Here is a 17,964-nt window from a genome sequence, read left to right as displayed (position 1 = left end):
TGGGTTCCTCTCGGGCGTGTGTCACCAGAGTGGATAACGAGGAGGGAGTCGGTCCGTTTATGGTGGCGTGATAATGGCGCCGGAATATCGGCGGTCGTTCTTCGGATTGCGCACGCGGCGCTCCCGGGCGGCGAACCGCCGGGGAGCGCCGTGTGGATTCAGAGCGTGAGGGTGAAGCGCCCGGTCAGCGCGCCCGGCAGGTGCATCGAGTCGGTCTGGCGTTCGCCGTAGGTATTGCTGGACAGGCGCAGTTCGCGCTCGTGGCTGAGGTCTTCCAGATGGGCGCCGAGGAAGCTGTACAGGCTGTCGTCGAAGCACATGGTGCTGACCGGCGCCCGGATCTGGCCGTTCTCCACCCAGAAGGTGGCGAAGCGGGTCATTCCGGTCAGGCGTGCGGCGGGCATGTCCGAGTAGTTCAGGTACCACAGGTTGCCGATGTACAGGCCGGTATCCAGGGCCTCGAGGATACGCGCCTGTTCCAGGCTGCCGCCGGCCATGTCCAGCGCCGTGGGCGCCTCGTTGGCGCCGGCGCCATTGGCTACCAGGCCGTATTCGCGGGCGCTGCGCGAACTCACCAGGCGTCCGCTCAGGCGGCCGTTGCCGACCAGTTCGACCTCGGCGCGCGGCGAGCCTTCCGCGCTGAATGCCGGGGAGGGCGAGGTGGCAGGGCGCTCGGCGAGGTTCAGCAGCGGGCTGAGCAGGGCGTCGCCGTTCTGCAGGCGTTGCAGGGGGCTTTCGCCGGTAGCCAGGGCGCGCGCGGAGAAACCGCCCCAGCAGAGCATCTGCATGACTTCCTCGAGCGCCGCCGGCGCCAGGTAGGCGCGATAGTCGCCGGGGCGCAACTGGCGCAGCGGCTTGCCCAGGTGGCCGAGCTGCTCCCGGGCCTGTTCGAAGCGCCGGGCGAAGGCTTCGTCGTCCCAGCGCTGGCCGGCGTAGTCGGCCTTCACCGCCTGGCCGTTGCCATGGAACAGGCTCCAGTCGAAGTTGAAGCTGCTGCCGGCATGCCAGCCGAAGGCGCCCCAGGAGTTGGCGAAGCCACGGAACAGCGGTCCGGCGGCATAGATGCCGACCAGGTCGAGGTCGCGCGCCCGGCGTTCGAGGCTGGCCAGCAGCGCGCCGCTGTCGGGCGCTGCGCCGAGGTCCTGGTTCTCTCGCTGCCAGGCCGAGGTGTCGAGCAGCAGATAGGGATCGGCGGGAATCCAGGCCAGGCTCTGGCGCAGTTGCCGAAGGCCTTCGGCCAGACGCTGGCGGTCTTCTTCCGGCGCGCCGGAGAGCGTCAGGTCGAGGCTCGCCTGGCGTTCGTCGCGAATCAGCCGGAGCAGCGCGCTGGCCTGGCGCACCCGGCCGGTCTGGCGCACCCGCGCCCGGTTGAAGCGGATGAACTCGGAGTCCTCGGCGCTGTACCAGAGGGTGAAGTCCTCGCCCTCGGCCAGATGCCGGCGCAGGTCCTCGGCGAGGGCTTCGAAATGCTGTCTCTGGTGCATCAGGTATCTCCCCCGAATACGTCCACATCGCTGAATACGCAGGCCGGCGAGGCGTGGCCGACACGGATCACCTGGTTCGGCTCGCCCTTGCCGCAGTAGGGCGTGCCGAGCACCTCGAAGGTGCCGGCGTCGCCCACCGCGCTGAGGTTGCGCCAGAACTGCGCGGAGATGCCCCGGTAGTTGGGGTTCTTCACCACGCCCTTGAGTTCGCCGTCCTCGATCAACTGGCCCCATTCGCAGCCGAACTGGAACTTGTTGCGTGCGTCGTCGATCGACCAGGAGCGGTTGTAGGACATCAGCACCCCGCGCTCGATACCGGCCACCAGCTGCGCGAAGCTCTTGTCGCCGGGCTCCAGGTTGAGATTGGCCATGCGGTCGATGGGCGCGCGGTTCCAACTGCTGGCGCGGCTGCTGGCGACGCCCTCCAGGCCGCTGCGGTGTTGCGACAGGGCGCCGCCGAGCGGACGCAGCAGGCGGCCTTCGCGGATCAGGTATTCCTTGCGCGCGGGGCTGCCGTCGTCGTCCTGGCGGTAGCTGGCCAGCTCCTCGGGGATTTCCGGGTCGAAGCTGACGTTGAGCAGGCTGGAGCCGTACTGGTAGCGACCGAAGTCCTCGGTCTTGATGAAGCTGGTACCGGCGTAGTTGCGCTCGTCGCCGAGGATGCGATCCAGCTCCAGCGGGTGGCCGATCGACTCGTGGATCTGCAGGATCATCTGGTCCGGCATCAGCAGCAGGTCGCAGCGGCCGCTCGGGGTGTTCGGCGCCGCCAGCAGTTGCAGGGCCTGGTCGGCGATGCGCGGCGCGGCGCCGACCAGGCCGAGGCGCTCGATCACTTCGGCGCCGCCCTGCTGGCCGGCATGGTGGCCGCCGAAACTGCGGGTCTGGCTGTCATGGCCGTCGTAGGCGGTGACGCTGGCGCCGGGATAGACGAAGCGCTGCTCGTGGTATTGCTCGGCGCCGGCGCTGTTCAGGTAGAGCTGTTCCTGGCGGCTGACTTCGAGGAATACGCTCCAGTTCACCAGGCGCTCGTCGCGCGGCACCTTGGCGGATTCCTCGGCGAGCAGTTCGTAGCACTCGGCGAGGGAGGGGAAAGGGGCGTCCTGGTTCGGCGAGCGATACTGCGAGCGGCCGCTTGCCGGCGGCAATCCGCGGACGTCGAACAGGGCGTGCCGGGCGATCCGCTCGGCTTGCCGTTCGGCCTGCTCCAGGGCGGCCTGCAGGCCGGCCGCGGAGAGATCGTTGGTGGCGGCGTAGGCTTCCACGCCGTTCAGCCGTACGCAGAGCATGGCGCCGCGGTCCTGGCTGAAGTGCGGCGGTTCGCTGACGTTGCGGCGCACCGAGAGGTACTCGCCGCTACGCTGGACGTAGCGCAAGGAGTGGAATTCGGCGCGACTGCGGAGCGCCGCGAAGCGGTGTTTCAACGGGTCGATCATCTGTGCGTCCCTGGCCGATTGCGGAGTGGGCGAATGCAGAACGCTCTATTTCAAGCCTTCGTCCGTAACGGAGCAAGCCGTTTGTTGTCATAGCCTGGTGCCAGGCTGCGGGTAGCTCGCCGAAGCATGCGGGCGGAATGCCTAACTATCGGTAAAGCAAGGGTAAATAGCGGGTAAAGAGGCTTTGCCTGGGCCCCTGCAATGCTTATCGTGCAGCCTGGAAAAAGCGCCTCCGTTCTAAGCCTGAAGAAGAACCATGACTCCAACGACCGGTAAATCCAAGTTCCGTACCCTGCGCCCGTGGCTGATCACCGCCCTGGCCTTCGCCGCCGTGATCGGCCTGGTGATGTGGCTGGCGGCGCCCGCCTCGGCACCGTCCTCCGACGGGCGACCCGGTCGCGGCGGCAAGCCGGGCGCCGCGCTGCCCAAGGCCAACGCGCTCACCGTCGGCGTGGCCAGGGTGGAGCAGGGCGACCTGGCGCTGCATTTCAACGCGCTTGGCACCGTCACCGCCTTCAACACGGTGAACGTCAAGCCGCGGGTCAACGGCGAGCTGGTCAAGGTGCTGTTCCAGGAGGGGCAGGAGGTCAAGGCCGGCGACCTGCTGGCGGTGGTCGACCCGCGCACCTACAAGGCGGCGCTGGCCCAGGCCGAGGGCACGCTGATGCAGAACCAGGCGCAACTGAAGAACGCCGAGATCGACCTGCAGCGCTACAAGGGGCTGTACGCCGAGGACTCGATCGCCAAGCAGACCCTGGATACCCAGGAAGCCCAGGTCCGCCAGTTGCAGGGCACCATCCGTACCAACCAGGGCCAGGTCGACGACGCCCGCCTCAACCTGACCTTCACCGAGGTCCGCGCACCGATTTCCGGGCGCCTCGGCCTGCGCCAGGTGGACATCGGCAACCTGGTCACCAGCGGCGATACCACGCCGCTGGTGGTGATCACCCAGGTCAAGCCGATCTCGGTGGTGTTCAGCCTGCCGCAGCAGCAGATCGGCACCGTCGTCGAGCAGATGAACGGCCCCGGCAAGCTGGCGGTCACCGCGCTGGACCGCAACCAGGACAAGGTTCTCGCCGAAGGCACCCTGACCACCCTGGACAACCAGATCGACACCACCACCGGCACGGTCAAGCTCAAGGCGCGCTTCGAGAACGCCGACGGCAAGCTGTTCCCCAACCAGTTCGTCAACGTGCGCCTGCTGGCGCAGACCCTCAAGGGCGTGCTGACCATTCCGGCCAACGCCGTGCAGCGCGGCACCAACGGTATCTATGTGTACGTGGTCGGCGCCGACAACAAGGTCAGCCAGCGCAGCGTCGCCATCGGCACCAGCGAGAACGAGCGGGTGGTGGTGGAAAGCGGCCTGAAGGCCGGCGAGCAGGTGGTGGTGGAAGGCACCGACCGCCTGCGCGACGGTATGGAAGTGCGTGTCGCCGAGGCCTCCCCGCAGGTCCTCGAGGGCGAGCCGCAGAAACCGCAGACTGGCCGCCCCAGCGGCCTCCAGGGCGACTCGGTGGGTAGCGGGAGCGCTGAATGAACCCCTCCCGCCCGTTCATCCTGCGGCCGGTCGCGACCACCCTGCTGATGGTGGCGATCCTGCTCTCGGGCCTGATCGCCTACCGCTTCCTGCCGATCTCGGCGTTGCCGGAAGTGGACTACCCGACCATCCAGGTGGTCACCCTGTACCCCGGCGCCAGCCCGGAGATCATGACCTCGTCGATCACCGCGCCGCTGGAGAACCAGCTCGGGCAGATTCCGGGGCTCAACGAGATGTCTTCCAGCAGTTCCGGCGGCGCCTCGGTGATCACCCTGCAATTCAGCCTGCAGAGCAACCTCGATGTCGCCGAGCAGGAAGTCCAGGCGGCGATCAACGCCGCGCAGAGCCTGCTGCCCAACGACCTGCCGAACCAGCCGGTGTTCAGCAAGGTGAATCCGGCGGACGCGCCGATCTTGACCCTGGCGGTGATGTCCGACGGCATGCCGCTGCCGCAGATCCAGGACCTGGTGGATACCCGCCTGGCACAGAAGATCTCGCAGATCTCCGGGGTCGGCCTGGTCAGCATCAGCGGCGGCCAGCGCCCGGCGGTTCGGGTGCGCGCCAACCCGACGGCGCTGGCGGCGGCGGGGCTGAGCCTGGAGGACCTGCGCAGCACGGTGACCAGCAACAACCTCAACGGCCCCAAGGGCAGCTTCGACGGCCCGACCCGTGCCTCGACCCTGGACGCCAACGACCAGTTGCGCTCGGCCGACGCCTACCGCGACCTGATCATCGCCTACAAGAACGGCTCGCCGCTGCGCATCCGCGACGTCGCCAGCGTCGAGGACGACGCCGAGAACGTGCGCCTGGCCGCCTGGGCCAATAACCTGCCGGCGGTGGTGCTGAACATCCAGCGCCAGCCGGGGGCCAACGTGATCGAGGTGGTCGACCGGATCAAGGCGCTGCTGCCGCAGCTGCAATCGACCCTGCCGGGCAATCTCGACGTGCAGGTGCTGACCGACCGCACCACCACCATCCGCGCCTCGGTCAAGGACGTGCAGTTCGAGCTGGCGCTGGCGGTGGCGCTGGTGGTGATGGTCACCTTCCTGTTCCTGCGCAACGTCTACGCCACCCTGATTCCCAGCTTCGCCGTGCCGCTGTCGCTGATCGGCACCTTCGGCGTGATGTACCTGTCCGGCTTCTCGATCAACAACCTGACCCTGATGGCGCTGACCATCGCCACCGGCTTCGTGGTCGACGACGCGATCGTCATGGTGGAGAACATCGCCCGCTACCTGGAGCAGGGCGACTCGCCGCTGGAAGCGGCGCTCAAGGGCTCGAAGCAGATCGGCTTCACCATCATCTCGCTGACCTTCTCGCTGATCGCCGTGCTGATCCCGCTGCTGTTCATGGGCGACGTCGCCGGGCGGCTGTTCCGCGAGTTCGCCATCACCCTGGCGGTGGCGATCCTGATTTCCGGCTTCGTCTCCCTGACCCTTACGCCGATGCTCAGCGCCAAGCTGCTGCGCCACATCGACGAGGACCAGCAGGGCCGCTTCGCGCGCGCCGCGGGGCGGGTCATCGATGGCCTGATCGCACAATACGCCAAGGCCCTGCGGGTGGTCCTGCGGCACCAGCCGCTGACCCTGCTGGTGGCCATCGCCACCCTGGCGCTGACCGCGCTGCTCTACCTGGCCATGCCCAAGGGCTTCTTCCCGGTGCAGGACACCGGGGTGATCCAGGGCGTCGCCGAAGCGCCGCAGTCGATCTCCTTCCAGGCCATGTCCGAGCGCCAGCGCGCCCTTGCCGAGGTGGTGCTGAAGGACCCGGCGGTGGCCAGCCTGTCCTCCTACATCGGCGTCGACGGCAGCAACCCGACCCTCAACACCGGCCGCCTGCTGATCAACCTCAAGCCGCACAGCGAGCGCGACGTCACCGCCAGCGAAGTGATCCAGCGCCTGCAGCCCGAACTCGACCACCTGCCCGGGATCAAGCTGTACATGCAGCCGGTGCAGGACCTGACCATCGAGGACCGGGTCGCCCGCACCCAGTACCAGTTCACCTTGCAGGACGCCGACCCGGACGTGCTCGCCGAGTGGGTGCCGAAGCTGGTGGCGCGGCTGCAGGAGTTGCCGCAGCTCGCCGACGTCGCCAGCGACTGGCAGGACAAGGGCTTGCAGGCCTACCTGAACATCGACCGCGACACCGCCTCGCGCCTCGGCGTGAAGCTCTCCGACATCGACAGCGTGCTCTACAACGCCTTCGGCCAGCGGCTGATCTCGACCATCTTCACCCAGGCCACCCAGTACCGCGTGGTGCTGGAGGTGGCGCCGCAGTTCCAGCTCGGCCCGCAGGCCCTGGAGCAGCTCTACGTGCCGTCCAGCGACGGCACCCAGGTGCGCCTGTCGAGCCTGGCGAAGGTGGAGGAGCGGCATACCCTGCTGGCGATCAACCATATCGCCCAGTTCCCCTCGGCGACCCTGTCGTTCAACCTGGCCAAGGGTTACTCCCTGGGCGAGGCGGTCGAGGCGATCCGTGGCGTCGAGGCCAGCCTGGAGCTGCCGCTGAGCATGCAGGGCAGCTTCCGCGGCGCGGCGCTGGCCTTCGAGGCCTCGCTGTCGAACACGCTGCTGCTGATCCTCGCCTCGGTGGTGACCATGTACATCGTCCTGGGCATCCTCTACGAGAGCTTCATCCATCCGGTGACCATCCTCTCGACCCTGCCCTCGGCCGGGGTCGGCGCGCTGCTGGCGCTGATGCTGGCGGGGCAGGAGATCGGCATCGTGGCGATCATCGGCATCATCCTGCTGATCGGCATCGTCAAGAAGAACGCGATCATGATGATCGACTTCGCCCTCGACGCCGAGCGCAACGAAGGCAAGCCGCCCCATGAGGCGATCTACCAGGCCTGCCTGCTGCGCTTCCGGCCGATCCTGATGACCACCATGGCCGCGCTGCTCGGCGCGCTGCCGCTGATGCTCGCCGGCGGCGCCGGCGCCGAGCTGCGCCAGCCGCTGGGCATCACCATGGTCGGTGGCCTGCTGCTGAGCCAGGTCCTGACCCTGTTCACCACCCCGGTGATCTATCTCTACTTCGACCGCCTGGCCCGTCGCTGGGCGGCCTGGCGCAAGCAGCGCGGGCTGGACCTGAACACCGAGGCCGGGTTCGACGGGGACGCCGGGCGATGAGTCTGTCCACGCCCTTCATCCGCCGCCCGGTCGCCACCACGCTGCTGACCCTGGCGTTGCTGCTGGCCGGCACCCTGTCGTTCGGCCTGCTGCCGGTGGCGCCGCTGCCCAACGTCGATTTTCCGGCCATCGTGGTCAGCGCCAGCCTGCCGGGCGCCAGCCCGGAAACCATGGCCTCGTCGGTGGCCACGCCGCTGGAGCGCTCGCTGGGACGGATCGCCGGGATCAGCGAGATGACCTCCAGCAGTTCGCTGGGCTCGACCACCGTGGTGCTCGTGTTCGACCTGGAGAAGGACATCGACGGCGCCGCCCGCGAGGTGCAGGCGGCGATCAACGGCGCGATGAGCCTGCTGCCCAGCGGTATGCCGAACAATCCCAGCTACCGCAAGGCCAACCCCTCGGACATGCCGATCATGGTCCTCACCCTGACCTCGGAGACCCAGAGTCGCGGCGAGATGTACGACCTCGCCTCGACCGTGCTGGCGCCCAAGCTGTCGCAGGTGCAGGGGGTAGGGCAGGTGAGCATCGGCGGCAGCTCGCTGCCGGCGGTGCGGGTCGACCTCAACCCGGATGCCATGAGCCAGTACGGGCTGTCCCTGGACAGCGTGCGCACGGCCATCGCCGCGGCCAACAGCAACGGCCCCAAGGGCGCCGTCGAGAAGGACGACAAGCACTGGCAGGTGGACGCCAACGACCAGTTGCGCAAGGCCCGCGAGTACGAGCCGCTGGTGATCCACTACAACGCCGACAACGGCGCCGCGGTGCGCCTCGGCGACGTGGCCAAGGTCAGCGACTCGGTGGAGGACGTGCGCAACGCCGGCTTTTCCGACGATCTGCCGGCGGTGCTGCTGATCGTCACCCGCCAGCCCGGCGCCAACATCATCGAGGCCACCGACGCCATCCACGCGCAACTGCCGGTGTTGCAGGAACTGCTCGGGCCGCAGGTCAAGCTGAACGTGATGGACGATCGCAGCCCGTCGATCCGTGCGTCGCTGGAAGAGGCCGAGCTGACCCTGCTGATCTCGGTGGCGCTGGTGATCCTGGTGGTCTTCCTGTTCCTGCGCAACGGCCGCGCCACGCTGATCCCCAGCCTGGCGGTGCCGGTCTCGCTGATCGGCACCTTCGCGGTCATGTACCTGTGCGACTTCAGCCTGAACAACCTGTCGCTGATGGCGCTGATCATCGCCACCGGCTTCGTGGTGGACGACGCCATCGTGGTGGTGGAGAACATCGCCCGACGCATCGAGGAGGGCGATCCGCCGATCCAGGCGGCGATCACCGGTGCCCGCCAGGTCGGTTTCACCGTGCTGTCGATGACGCTCTCGCTGGTCGCGGTGTTCATCCCGCTGCTGCTCATGGGCGGCCTCACCGGGCGGTTGTTCCGCGAGTTCGCGGTGACTCTCTCGGCGGCGATCCTGGTGTCCCTGGTGGTATCCCTGACCCTCACGCCGATGCTCTGCGCGCGTCTGCTGCGTCCGCTGAAACGGCCCGAAGGCGCTTCCCTGGCGCGGCGCAGCGATCGCTTCTTCGCCGCCTTCATGCTGCGCTACCGCGCCAGCCTGGGCTGGGCGCTGGAGCACTCGCGGCTGATGGTGGTGATCATGCTGGCCTGCATCGCCATGAACCTCTGGTTGTTCGTGGTGGTGCCCAAGGGCTTCCTCCCGCAGCAGGACTCCGGGCGCCTGCGCGGCTACGCGGTGGCCGACCAGAGCATCTCGTTCCAGTCCCTGAGCGCGAAGATGGGCGAGTACCGCAAGATCCTCTCTTCCGATCCGGCGGTGGAAAACGTGGTCGGCTTCATCGGCGGCGGCCGCTGGCAGTCGAGCAACACCGGTTCGTTCTTCGTCACCCTCAAGCCGATCGGCGAACGCGACCCGGTGGAGAAGGTCCTCACCCGGCTGCGCGAGCGGATCGCCAAGGTGCCCGGCGCGGCGCTCTATCTCAACGCCGGCCAGGACGTGCGCCTGGGCGGCCGCGACAGCAACGCGCAGTACGAATTCACCCTGCGCAGCGACGACCTGACCCTGCTCCGCGAATGGGCGCCGAAGGTCGAGGCGGCGATGCGCAAGCTGCCGCAGCTGGTGGACGTCAACAGCGACTCCCAGGACAAGGGCGTGCAGACCCGCCTGGTGATCGACCGCGACCGCGCGGCGACCCTGGGGATCAACGTGGAAATGGTCGACGCGGTGCTCAACGACTCCTTCGGCCAGCGCCAGGTGTCGACCATCTTCAACCCGCTGAACCAGTATCGGGTGGTGATGGAGGTCGACCAGCAGTACCAGCAGAGCCCGGAGATCCTCCGCCAGGTCCAGGTGATCGGCAACGACGGCCAGCGCGTGCCGCTGTCCGCGTTCAGCCACTACGAACCGAGCCGGGCACCGCTGGAGGTCAACCACCAGGGCCAGTTCGCCGCCACCACGCTGTCCTTCAACCTGGCGCCGGGCGCGCAGATCGGCCCGACCCGCGAGGCCATCATGCAGGCCCTGGAGCCGCTGCACATCCCGGTGGACGTGCAGACCAGCTTCGAGGGCAACGCCGGCGCGGTGCAGGACACGCAGAACCAGATGCCCTGGCTGATCCTCCTGGCGCTGCTGGCGGTGTACATCGTCCTCGGCATCCTCTACGAGAGCTACGTGCACCCGCTGACCATCCTCTCGACCCTGCCTTCGGCCGGGGTCGGCGCGCTGCTCGCGCTGATCCTCTGCCGCAGTGAGCTGAGCCTGATCGCGCTGATCGGCATCATCCTGCTGATCGGCATCGTCAAGAAGAACGCGATCATGATGATCGACTTCGCCCTGGAGGCCGAGCGCAACCACGGCCTGAGCCCGCGCGAGGCGATCCTCGAGGCCTGCATGATGCGCTTCCGGCCGATCATGATGACCACCCTGGCCGCCTTGCTCGGCGCCTTGCCGCTGATCTTCGGCATCGGCGGCGACGCCGCGCTGCGCCGGCCGCTGGGCATCACCATCGTCGGCGGGCTGATCGGCAGCCAGTTGCTGACCCTGTACACCACCCCGGTGGTCTACCTCTATCTCGACCGCCTGCGCCACTGGGTCAACCAGAAACGCGGCGTACGCACGGACGGTGCGCTGGAGACACCCCTATGAAACACACCCCCTCGTTGCTTGCCCTGGCCCTGGTCGCCGCCCTCGGCGGCTGCGCCATCGGCCCCGACTACCAGCGACCGGACCTGGCGGTGCCCGCCGAATTCAAGGAAGCCGAAGGCTGGCGCCGCGCCGAGCCGCGCGACGTGTTCCAGCGCGGCGCCTGGTGGGAGCTGTACGGCGACCAGACCCTGAACGACCTGCAGATGCACCTGGAACGTTCCAACCAGACCCTGGCCCAGTCGGTGGCGCAGTTCCGCCAGGCCGAGGCGCTGGTGCGCGGCGCGCGGGCGGCGTTCTTCCCGTCGATCACCGGCAACGCGGGCAAGACCCGCAGCGGCCAGGGCGGCGGCGATAGCACCGTGTTGCTGCCGGGAGGCTCGACGGTGAGCAGCGGCGGCTCTGGCGCGATCAGCACCAGCTACTCGACCAACCTCAGTGTCAGCTGGGAGGTCGACCTCTGGGGCAAGCTGCGCCGGCAACTGGAGGCCAACCAGGCGAGCCTGCATGCCAGCGCCGCCGACCTCGCCGCGGTGCGCCTCAGCCAGCAGTCGCAACTGGCGCAGAACTACCTGCAACTGCGGGTGATGGACGAACAGATCCGCCTGCTCAACGACACGGTGACGGCCTACGAGCGTTCGCTGAAGGTGGCCGAGAACAAATACCGCGCCGGCATCGTCACCAGGGCCGACGTGGCCCAGGCCCGCACCCAGCTGAAAAGCACCCAGGCCCAGGCCATCGACCTGAAGTACCAGCGTGCCCAGCTGGAGCACGCCATCGCCGTGCTGGTCGGCCTGCCGCCGGCGCAATTCAACCTGCCGCCGGTGGCGAGCGTGCCGAAGCTGCCGGACCTGCCGGCAGTGGTGCCGTCGCAATTGCTCGAACGACGGCCGGACATCGCCTCGGCGGAACGCAAGGTGATTTCCGCCAATGCCCAGATCGGCGTGGCCAAGGCCGCCTATTTCCCCGACCTCACCCTGAGCGCCGCCGGCGGCTACCGCAGCGGCAGCCTGAGCAACTGGATCAGCACGCCGAACCGCTTCTGGTCGATCGGCCCGCAGTTCGCCATGACCCTGTTCGACGGCGGCCTGATCGGCTCCCAGGTGGACCAGGCCGAGGCGACCTACGACCAGACCGTGGCGACCTACCGGCAGACCGTGCTCGACGGTTTCCGCGAGGTGGAGGACTACCTGGTGCAATTGAGCGTCCTCGACGAGGAGAGCGGGGTGCAGCGCGAAGCCCTGGAGTCGGCCCGCGAGGCACTGCGCCTGGCCGAGAACCAGTACAAGGCCGGCACCGTCGACTACACCGACGTGGTCACCAACCAGGCCACCGCGCTGAGCAACGAACGCACCGTGCTGACCCTGCTCGGCAGCCGCCTGACCGCCAGCGTCCAGTTGATCGCGGCAATGGGCGGCGGCTGGGACAGCGCCGATATCGAGCGGACCGACGAGCGGCTCGGCCGGGTCGAGGAGGGCCTGCCGCCTTCGCCCTGAGTTCTTCTCGCTGCCTGTTCCTGACGAATGCCTTTCCCCGCTATTGCGCTTGCATGACACACCGCCGTCCGCGTCTCGGCTAGAGTGCGGCGGCGGATGTGGAGGTGAATACGTGTCGGGGAAGTTTCCGGAAATGCCCTCGCGCCGAGGCTACTGGCTCGGCTGGTTGTGCCGCCTGGCCATGCTTGGCGGCGTCGCTGCGATGTTCTGGGCGCTGCTGCAATGCTTCGTCCTGCTGCACGGTGAACCGCCGCTCCAGCGCGCCCCGCTGCGGACGCCCTGGACCCTGCTGGCGCTCGGCCTGGCGCTGTTCCTCGCCGGTTTCTGCGGCGAGTACCGGCTGTGGCGGCGCCGCGCCGGTTGCTGAAACCGGCGTCAGGCAGCGCCCGTCGAAGGGAACAGCAGGCGCAGGTGGGTCTTCTGCTGCGGTACGCTTTCCGCTTCGGCGCGGCCGCCGTGGTAGGCCATGATCGATTGCACGATGGCCAGTCCCAGGCCGGTGCCGGCCTGGGCTCCAGTCTGGCGTCCGGCGCGGCGGTAGAAGCGCTCGAACAGGTGCGGCAGGTACTCCGGCGGGATGCCCGGACCGTCGTTGCTGACCCTCACCTCGGTGTGCCCCGCGCGTTCCCCGATCCGCACGTCGATGCGCCCGCCTTGCGGGGTGTGGCGCACGGCGTTGGACACCAGGTTGGAAATGGCGCGCTGGATCATCAGGTTGTCGCCGTGGGCGAAGCCGTTGCCGGACAGGCGCAGTTCGACGCCCTTGTCCTCGGCGACCATCTCGTACAGGTCGATGACCTTGGCCGCCTGCTCGTGCAGGGCGACGCAGCCGAACTGGGCCTGGATCGCCGGGTTGTCCACCTGCACCAGGAACAGCATGTCGGTGACGATCCGCGACAGCCGCTCCAGTTCCTCGGCATTGGACTCCAGGGCTTCGCGGTATGCCGCGCCGTCGCGATGCTGGCTGAGCAGCACCTGGTTGCGCACCAGCAGGTTGCAGATCGGCGCGCGCAGTTCGTGGGCCAGGTCGTCGGAGAACTGCGAGAGCTGGCGTACGCCATCCTCGAGGCGGCCGAGCATGTGGTTGAAGCTGCGGGCCAGGCTGTCCAGCTCGCGCGGCAGGTTCTGCTCGGGGATGCGGTAGGAGAGATCCTGCGGGCTGACCTGGGCGGCCACCCGGCGGAAGCGGTTCAACGGTTCGAGGCCGGCACGCACCACCCACCAGGCGGCCAGGGCGATCAATGGCAGGAGGAAGGGCAGGGCCAGCAGGGTGGCGCGGAGGAAACCGTCGAGCAGGCGCTCGTCGGCGTTGCGCTCGCTGCTCAGCAACACCTGTACCGGGGTGCCGTTCTTCATGCGCATGGAAGCGCCGATGCTCAGCAGGCGCTGGTCGTTGCCGGTGCTCCAGCTCTGGAACACCGGCTGGCGGGCGTCCGCCTGCAAGCGGGCGAGAAGCGCGCGGTTGGCCGCGACGCTGGCCGCAGCCTGGTCGCCGAAGCTCATCAGCGGCTGGCCGCTGCGGCTGTCGAGAATGCTCAGGTGCAGGCCGCTGTGCGCCACCAGTTGGTCCTGCAGGGCATGCGCCTGTACGGCCGGGTCGCTGCGCAGGTCGAGATCGTCTTCCAGGCTGTGGCGGATCTGCTCCAGCTTCAATTGCAGGTTTTCCCGCTCGCGGGCTTCCAGCTCGCGGCCGAGGTTCCAGTGCGCCATCGCGCCGAGCGCCAGGGCCAGCAGCGCGCCGAGGGCGCCGACCAGCAGGGCCAGGCGCAGCGACAGTCGGCCTGGTGGCGTCATCGGCGCGCTTCCAGGACGTAGCCGACGCCGCGAATGGTATGGATCAGCTTGAGGTCGAAGCCGTCGTCGATCTTCGCCCGCAGGCGGCAGATGGCGACTTCCACCACGTTGGAGTCGTTGTCGAAGTTCATGTCCCAGATCAGCGAGATGATCTGCGTCCGGGTGATGACGTCGCCGTTGCGCCGCATCAGCAGGTGCAGCAGGGCGAACTCCTTGGTCGTCAGGTTGATCCGCACCCGGCCGCGGAAGGCCCGGTGGCGGCTGGCGTCCAGCTCCAGGTCGGCGACCCGCAGGACGTCCTGCATCGGTGCCTGGTCGTGGCGGCGCAGCAGCGAGCGGACCCGCGCCAGCAGTTCGGGGAACTGGAACGGCTTGACCATGAAGTCGTCGGCGCCGAGATCGAGGCCGCGCACCTTGTCGGTCAGCCTGCCATGCCCGGTGAGCATCATCACCCGCGCGCTGCTGCGTTCGCGCAGGCGGCGGAGCAGGTCCCAGCCGTCGATGCCGGGCAGGTTGACGTCGAGGATCACCAGTTCGTAAGGGTGTTGCAAGGCCATGTGCAGGCCGTCGATGCCATCGTTGGCGCGGTCGACGATGTAGCCGCTTTCGGTCAGGCCCTGGTGCAGGTAGTCGGCAGTCTTGACTTCATCTTCGATAATAAGGATGCGCATGTTCGCCCCTATATAAAGTATGGATTCATTTGCAAGTAAATGTTTAAGTGCATTGCTATAAAGTTACATTGCGGGCGTTGCCTGGATAGAATCCTGGAAATGTAATTTCATATCGTTGCGCTGCTTCGATGATAATTATCGAATGACCGGGTAGTTCTCCCGGGAGTCCGCCTGAGAACTTTGGAAATGTCCGCGGCGCAAGCACCGCTGGGCGTGAGGGGCAATGCCTTTTGTAAGCGCATGTTGCTTTTGTCCCTATGTTTCATCCAACTATTGCCAGTCTCTTCGAAGGTTGCCGAAGTGTAACCGCTAATTGTCCGTGGAGAATATTCATTACCGACTTGTAATTCTTCCGTCACCTTGCCGATAAGCCCCGCTACCTAACATCTGCCGCATCCCGGAAGTGCAACTTCGAATATCGCCGGCGAGATATCGCCGATGAACGGTTGCGTGGTTCCGGGCCGGTAATGGATCGCCGTCGCCGACGACGATCAGCAGACGAGGAGCGGAACATGCCGATACTTCGGCCACTGGCCAGCGCGGGGAAACGCGCCTGCTGGCTACTGATGGGACTCTGCCTGGGCCTGCCGGCCCTGGCGAACGAGGCGCCGGTGAGTTTCAACGGTACTTCGATCAGCCTCGAGCAGGCGTTGGAGCGGGCCCTGCGGAGCAACCCCGAGCTGGCGGCGGTGGGGCGCGAGACCGAGATCGCCAGCGGCGCGCGGCAGCAGGCCGGGCTGATCCCCAACCCGGATCTGTCCTGGAGCGTCGAGGACACCCGCCAGGGCAATCGCCAGACCAGCGTCAGCATCGCCCAGCCGCTGGAGCTGGGCGGCAAGCGCGGTGCGCGGGTGGAGGTGGCGAAACGCGGCAGCGAGATCGCCTGGACCCAACTGGAAGTCCGTCGCGCCGAACTGCGCGCCCAGGTCCGCGGCGCCTACTACGCGGCGCTGACCGCGCAGGAGCGGGTGCGCCTGGCGAAGACCTCCCTGGACCTGGCCAGGCGCGCGCTGCAGGCCGCCGACCGACGGGTCAAGGCCGGCAGCATCTCCTCGGTGGAACGGGTTCGCGCCCAGGTCCTGGCGGACAACGCCCAGCTCGACCTGAGCCAGGCGGAGCTGGAGCAGCAGCGCACCTATGTGCAGCTGTCGAGCACCTGGGACGAGCCGCAGCCAGGCTTCGCCAGGGTCGGCGGCGCGCTCGACGCGGTGCCGGCGAGCATCACCCGTGGCGCCTTGCTGCGCCATCTCGACGAGTCGCCGACCCTGCGCCTGGCGGCCCAGGAGGTAGCGCGCGGCGAGGCCCAGGTCGACCTGGAGAAGCGCCAGCGCATCCCCAACCTGACGGTCAGCATCGGCAGCAAGTACGACCAGACCGCCCGCGACGGACGTGGCGAACGGGTCAACCTGATCGGCCTGTCGATGCCGCTGCCGCTGTTCGACCGCAACCAGGGCAACATCTACGCCGCCCAGAGCCGCGCCGACCAGGCCCGCGACCTGCAGCGCGCGACCCTGCTGCGCCTGCGCAGCGAAGCGGTACAGGCCTACGACCAGTTGCGCACCTCGGAACAGGAGCTGGCGCTGGTCCGTCGCGACCTGCTGCCCGGCGCACAGAGCGCGCTGGACTCGATGACCCGCGGCTTCGAGATGGGCAAGTTCAACTTCCTCGACGTGCTCGATGCCCAGCGCACCCTGGTCGGCGTCCGTGCCCAGTACGTGCGCGCGCTGGACGCCGCGGCACAGGCGCGGGTGAGCATGGAGCGCCTGCTCGGCGAAGACATCGGCCACCTCGGCCAGTGAGATTTCCGGGGCGGGCCGCCGGCGCGCCCCCCGAACGGTTCGGGAGAACAGAATGGGCAAGAAGACGATTATCGCGGTGACCGCACTGGCACTGCTCGGCCTGGGCGGCGGCGCCTACCTGGAGCTGGGCGGGAAGGCGCCGGCCGGCGCCGGCGAAGCGGCCGCCGAGGGCGAGGGCAGCGGACCGCGCGGCGGCATGTTGTTGCGCCAGGGCGACCTGACCCTGGAACTGCTGGTGCCGGAGGACGGCAGCCCGCTCAAGGCCTGGGTCGAGCGCGGCGGCAAGGCGCTGGCGCCGCAGGAGGTGGTCCTCGGCGCCGACGTCGAGCGTGCCACCGGCGAGGTCGAGGACCTGCTGTTCAAGGCCAGCGGCGATGGCCTGGTGGCCAATGCCGGGATCGCCGAGCCGCATGCCTTCACCGCGCGCCTCAAGCTGATGGCCGGCAAGCAGGGCTACGACTTCGCCTTCACCCGCGAGGAGGGCAAGCTGGAGCTGGATGCCGAGCAGATCGAGGCCGCCGGCATCACCCTCGATACGGCGCGGACGATCAGCCTGGCCCAGGTGGTCTCGCTGCCCGGCGAGATCCGCTTCAACGAGGACCGCACCGCGCATATCGTCCCGCGCCTGCCGGGGATCGTCGACAGCGTGCCGGCCAATCTTGGCCAGGCGGTGAAGCAGGGCGAGCTGCTGGCGGTGATCAGCAGCCCGCAGTTGTCCGACCAGCGCAGCGAATTCGCCGCCGCCCAGCGCCGCCTGAGCCTGGCGCAGAGCACCTACAAGCGCGAGCAGCAGCTGTGGAAGGAGGGCATTTCCGCCGAGCAGGAATTCCTGCTCGCCCGCCAGGGTTTGCAGGAAGCCGAGATCGCGCTGAACAACGCGCGGGCGAAGATCGCCGCGCTCGGCGGCAATCCCAGCCTGCAGGGCGGCAACCGCTACGAGCTGCGCGCGCCGTTCGCCGGGGTGCTGGTGGAAAAGCACCTGACCCAGGGCGAGCCGGTGGACGGCACCGCCAACGTCTTCACCCTGTCCGACCTGTCCTCGGTCTGGGCCACCTTCAACGTGCCCGCGCAACTGCTCGGCCAGGTCCGCGTCGGCAGCAAGGTCAAGGTGCTCGCCCAGGCGCTGGATAGCGAGGTGGAGGGCACCGTGTCCTACATCGGCGACCTGCTCGGCGAGCAGACCCGCGCGGCCACCGCCCGGGTCACCCTGAGCAACCCCGAGAGCACCTGGCGCCCGGGCCTGTTCGTTTCCGTGCAGGTGGCCGAGGCGACCCGCAAGGAAGTCCTGACGGTCGCCGACGGCGCGGTGCAGAACGTCGACGGCGAGGACGTGGTGTTCGTCCGCGTGGCCGATGGCTTCGTGGTCCAGCCGGTCAAGCTGGGCATCAGCGACGGCCAGCGCGTCGAGGTCCTCGAGGGCCTGCGCGCCGGCAGCCAGGTCGCCGCCAGCGGCAGCTTCATCCTCAAATCCGAACTGGGCAAGGGCTCGGCGGAACACGGTCACTGAGTCCCGCTCCA

11 protein-coding genes are annotated in these 17,964 nt (G+C 68.1%); 7 read left to right on the top strand and 4 right to left on the bottom strand.

Annotation, left to right across the window (positions count from 1 at the left end):
* Positions 1 to 158 precede the first annotated feature (158 nt).
* Together LJF27_RS21225 and LJF27_RS21220 are read right to left on the bottom strand one after the other, a co-directional pair.
* The gene (locus LJF27_RS21225) at positions 159 to 1,484 is read right to left on the bottom strand and encodes a TldD/PmbA family protein (RefSeq protein WP_023116908.1); all 1,326 of its coding nucleotides are present in this window, start codon (positions 1,482 to 1,484) and stop codon (positions 159 to 161) included.
* Positions 1,484 to 2,917, bottom strand: coding sequence for a TldD/PmbA family protein (locus LJF27_RS21220; protein ID WP_003116857.1), 1,434 nt, complete (start codon positions 2,915 to 2,917; stop codon positions 1,484 to 1,486). Before LJF27_RS21220 ends, LJF27_RS21225 begins: the two co-directional genes overlap by 1 nt.
* Before the next feature lie 256 nt (positions 2,918 to 3,173).
* Here LJF27_RS21220 and muxA point away from each other — a divergent pair, with 256 nt between their 5' ends.
* From muxA to LJF27_RS21195, 5 genes are all read left to right on the top strand, one after another.
* Positions 3,174 to 4,454 carry a multidrug efflux RND transporter periplasmic adaptor subunit MuxA gene (gene muxA, locus LJF27_RS21215; protein WP_003111498.1) on the top strand — a complete coding sequence of 427 codons (1,281 nt, stop codon included), beginning with the start codon at positions 3,174 to 3,176 and terminating at the stop codon, positions 4,452 to 4,454.
* Positions 4,451 to 7,582: a multidrug efflux RND transporter permease subunit MuxB gene (gene muxB, locus LJF27_RS21210; RefSeq protein ID WP_003089920.1), complete on the top strand. Its 3,132-nt coding sequence runs from the start codon at positions 4,451 to 4,453 to the stop codon at positions 7,580 to 7,582. Before muxA ends, muxB begins: the two co-directional genes overlap by 4 nt.
* Complete coding sequence (gene muxC, locus LJF27_RS21205; RefSeq protein ID WP_003089914.1) at positions 7,579 to 10,689, top strand: multidrug efflux RND transporter permease subunit MuxC; 3,111 nt, start codon at positions 7,579 to 7,581, stop codon at positions 10,687 to 10,689. The genes muxB and muxC overlap by 4 nt, the downstream gene beginning before the upstream one ends.
* Complete coding sequence (gene opmB, locus LJF27_RS21200) at positions 10,686 to 12,182, top strand: multidrug efflux RND transporter outer membrane subunit OpmB (RefSeq protein ID WP_003116859.1); 1,497 nt, start codon at positions 10,686 to 10,688, stop codon at positions 12,180 to 12,182. The genes muxC and opmB overlap by 4 nt, the downstream gene beginning before the upstream one ends.
* Before the next feature lie 133 nt (positions 12,183 to 12,315).
* On the top strand, positions 12,316 to 12,549 hold the full coding sequence (locus LJF27_RS21195; protein ID WP_003113319.1) for a hypothetical protein: 234 nt from the start codon (positions 12,316 to 12,318) through the stop codon (positions 12,547 to 12,549).
* A gap of 8 nt (positions 12,550 to 12,557) precedes the next feature.
* On the opposite strand, the gene LJF27_RS21190 is transcribed toward LJF27_RS21195, so the two are convergent.
* Both LJF27_RS21190 and LJF27_RS21185 read right to left on the bottom strand, forming a co-directional pair.
* Positions 12,558 to 13,976, bottom strand: a complete 1,419-nt coding sequence (locus LJF27_RS21190; RefSeq protein ID WP_003113318.1) for a sensor histidine kinase — start codon at positions 13,974 to 13,976, stop codon at positions 12,558 to 12,560.
* Entirely contained in the window at positions 13,973 to 14,647 is a 675-nt protein-coding gene (locus LJF27_RS21185) for a heavy metal response regulator transcription factor (protein ID WP_003089900.1), read from the bottom strand. The genes LJF27_RS21190 and LJF27_RS21185 overlap by 4 nt, the downstream gene beginning before the upstream one ends.
* Before the next feature lie 512 nt (positions 14,648 to 15,159).
* Here LJF27_RS21185 and LJF27_RS21180 point away from each other — a divergent pair.
* On the top strand, positions 15,160 to 16,446 hold the full coding sequence (locus LJF27_RS21180) for a TolC family protein (protein ID WP_003113317.1): 1,287 nt from the start codon (positions 15,160 to 15,162) through the stop codon (positions 16,444 to 16,446).
* 52 nt (positions 16,447 to 16,498) lie between these two features.
* A complete protein-coding gene (locus LJF27_RS21175) occupies positions 16,499 to 17,953 on the top strand; it encodes an efflux RND transporter periplasmic adaptor subunit (protein WP_003109532.1) in 1,455 nt (484 codons plus the stop codon).
* Positions 17,954 to 17,964 lie beyond the last annotated feature (11 nt).

Origin of the sequence: Pseudomonas sp. 203-8 (assembly GCF_020708595.1) — a bacterium.
In the GTDB taxonomy this organism is placed as follows: domain Bacteria; phylum Pseudomonadota; class Gammaproteobacteria; order Pseudomonadales; family Pseudomonadaceae; genus Pseudomonas; species Pseudomonas aeruginosa.
The sequence above is the reverse complement of the archived record's forward strand: the minus strand, read 5'-3'. Positions and strand labels throughout refer to the sequence as shown.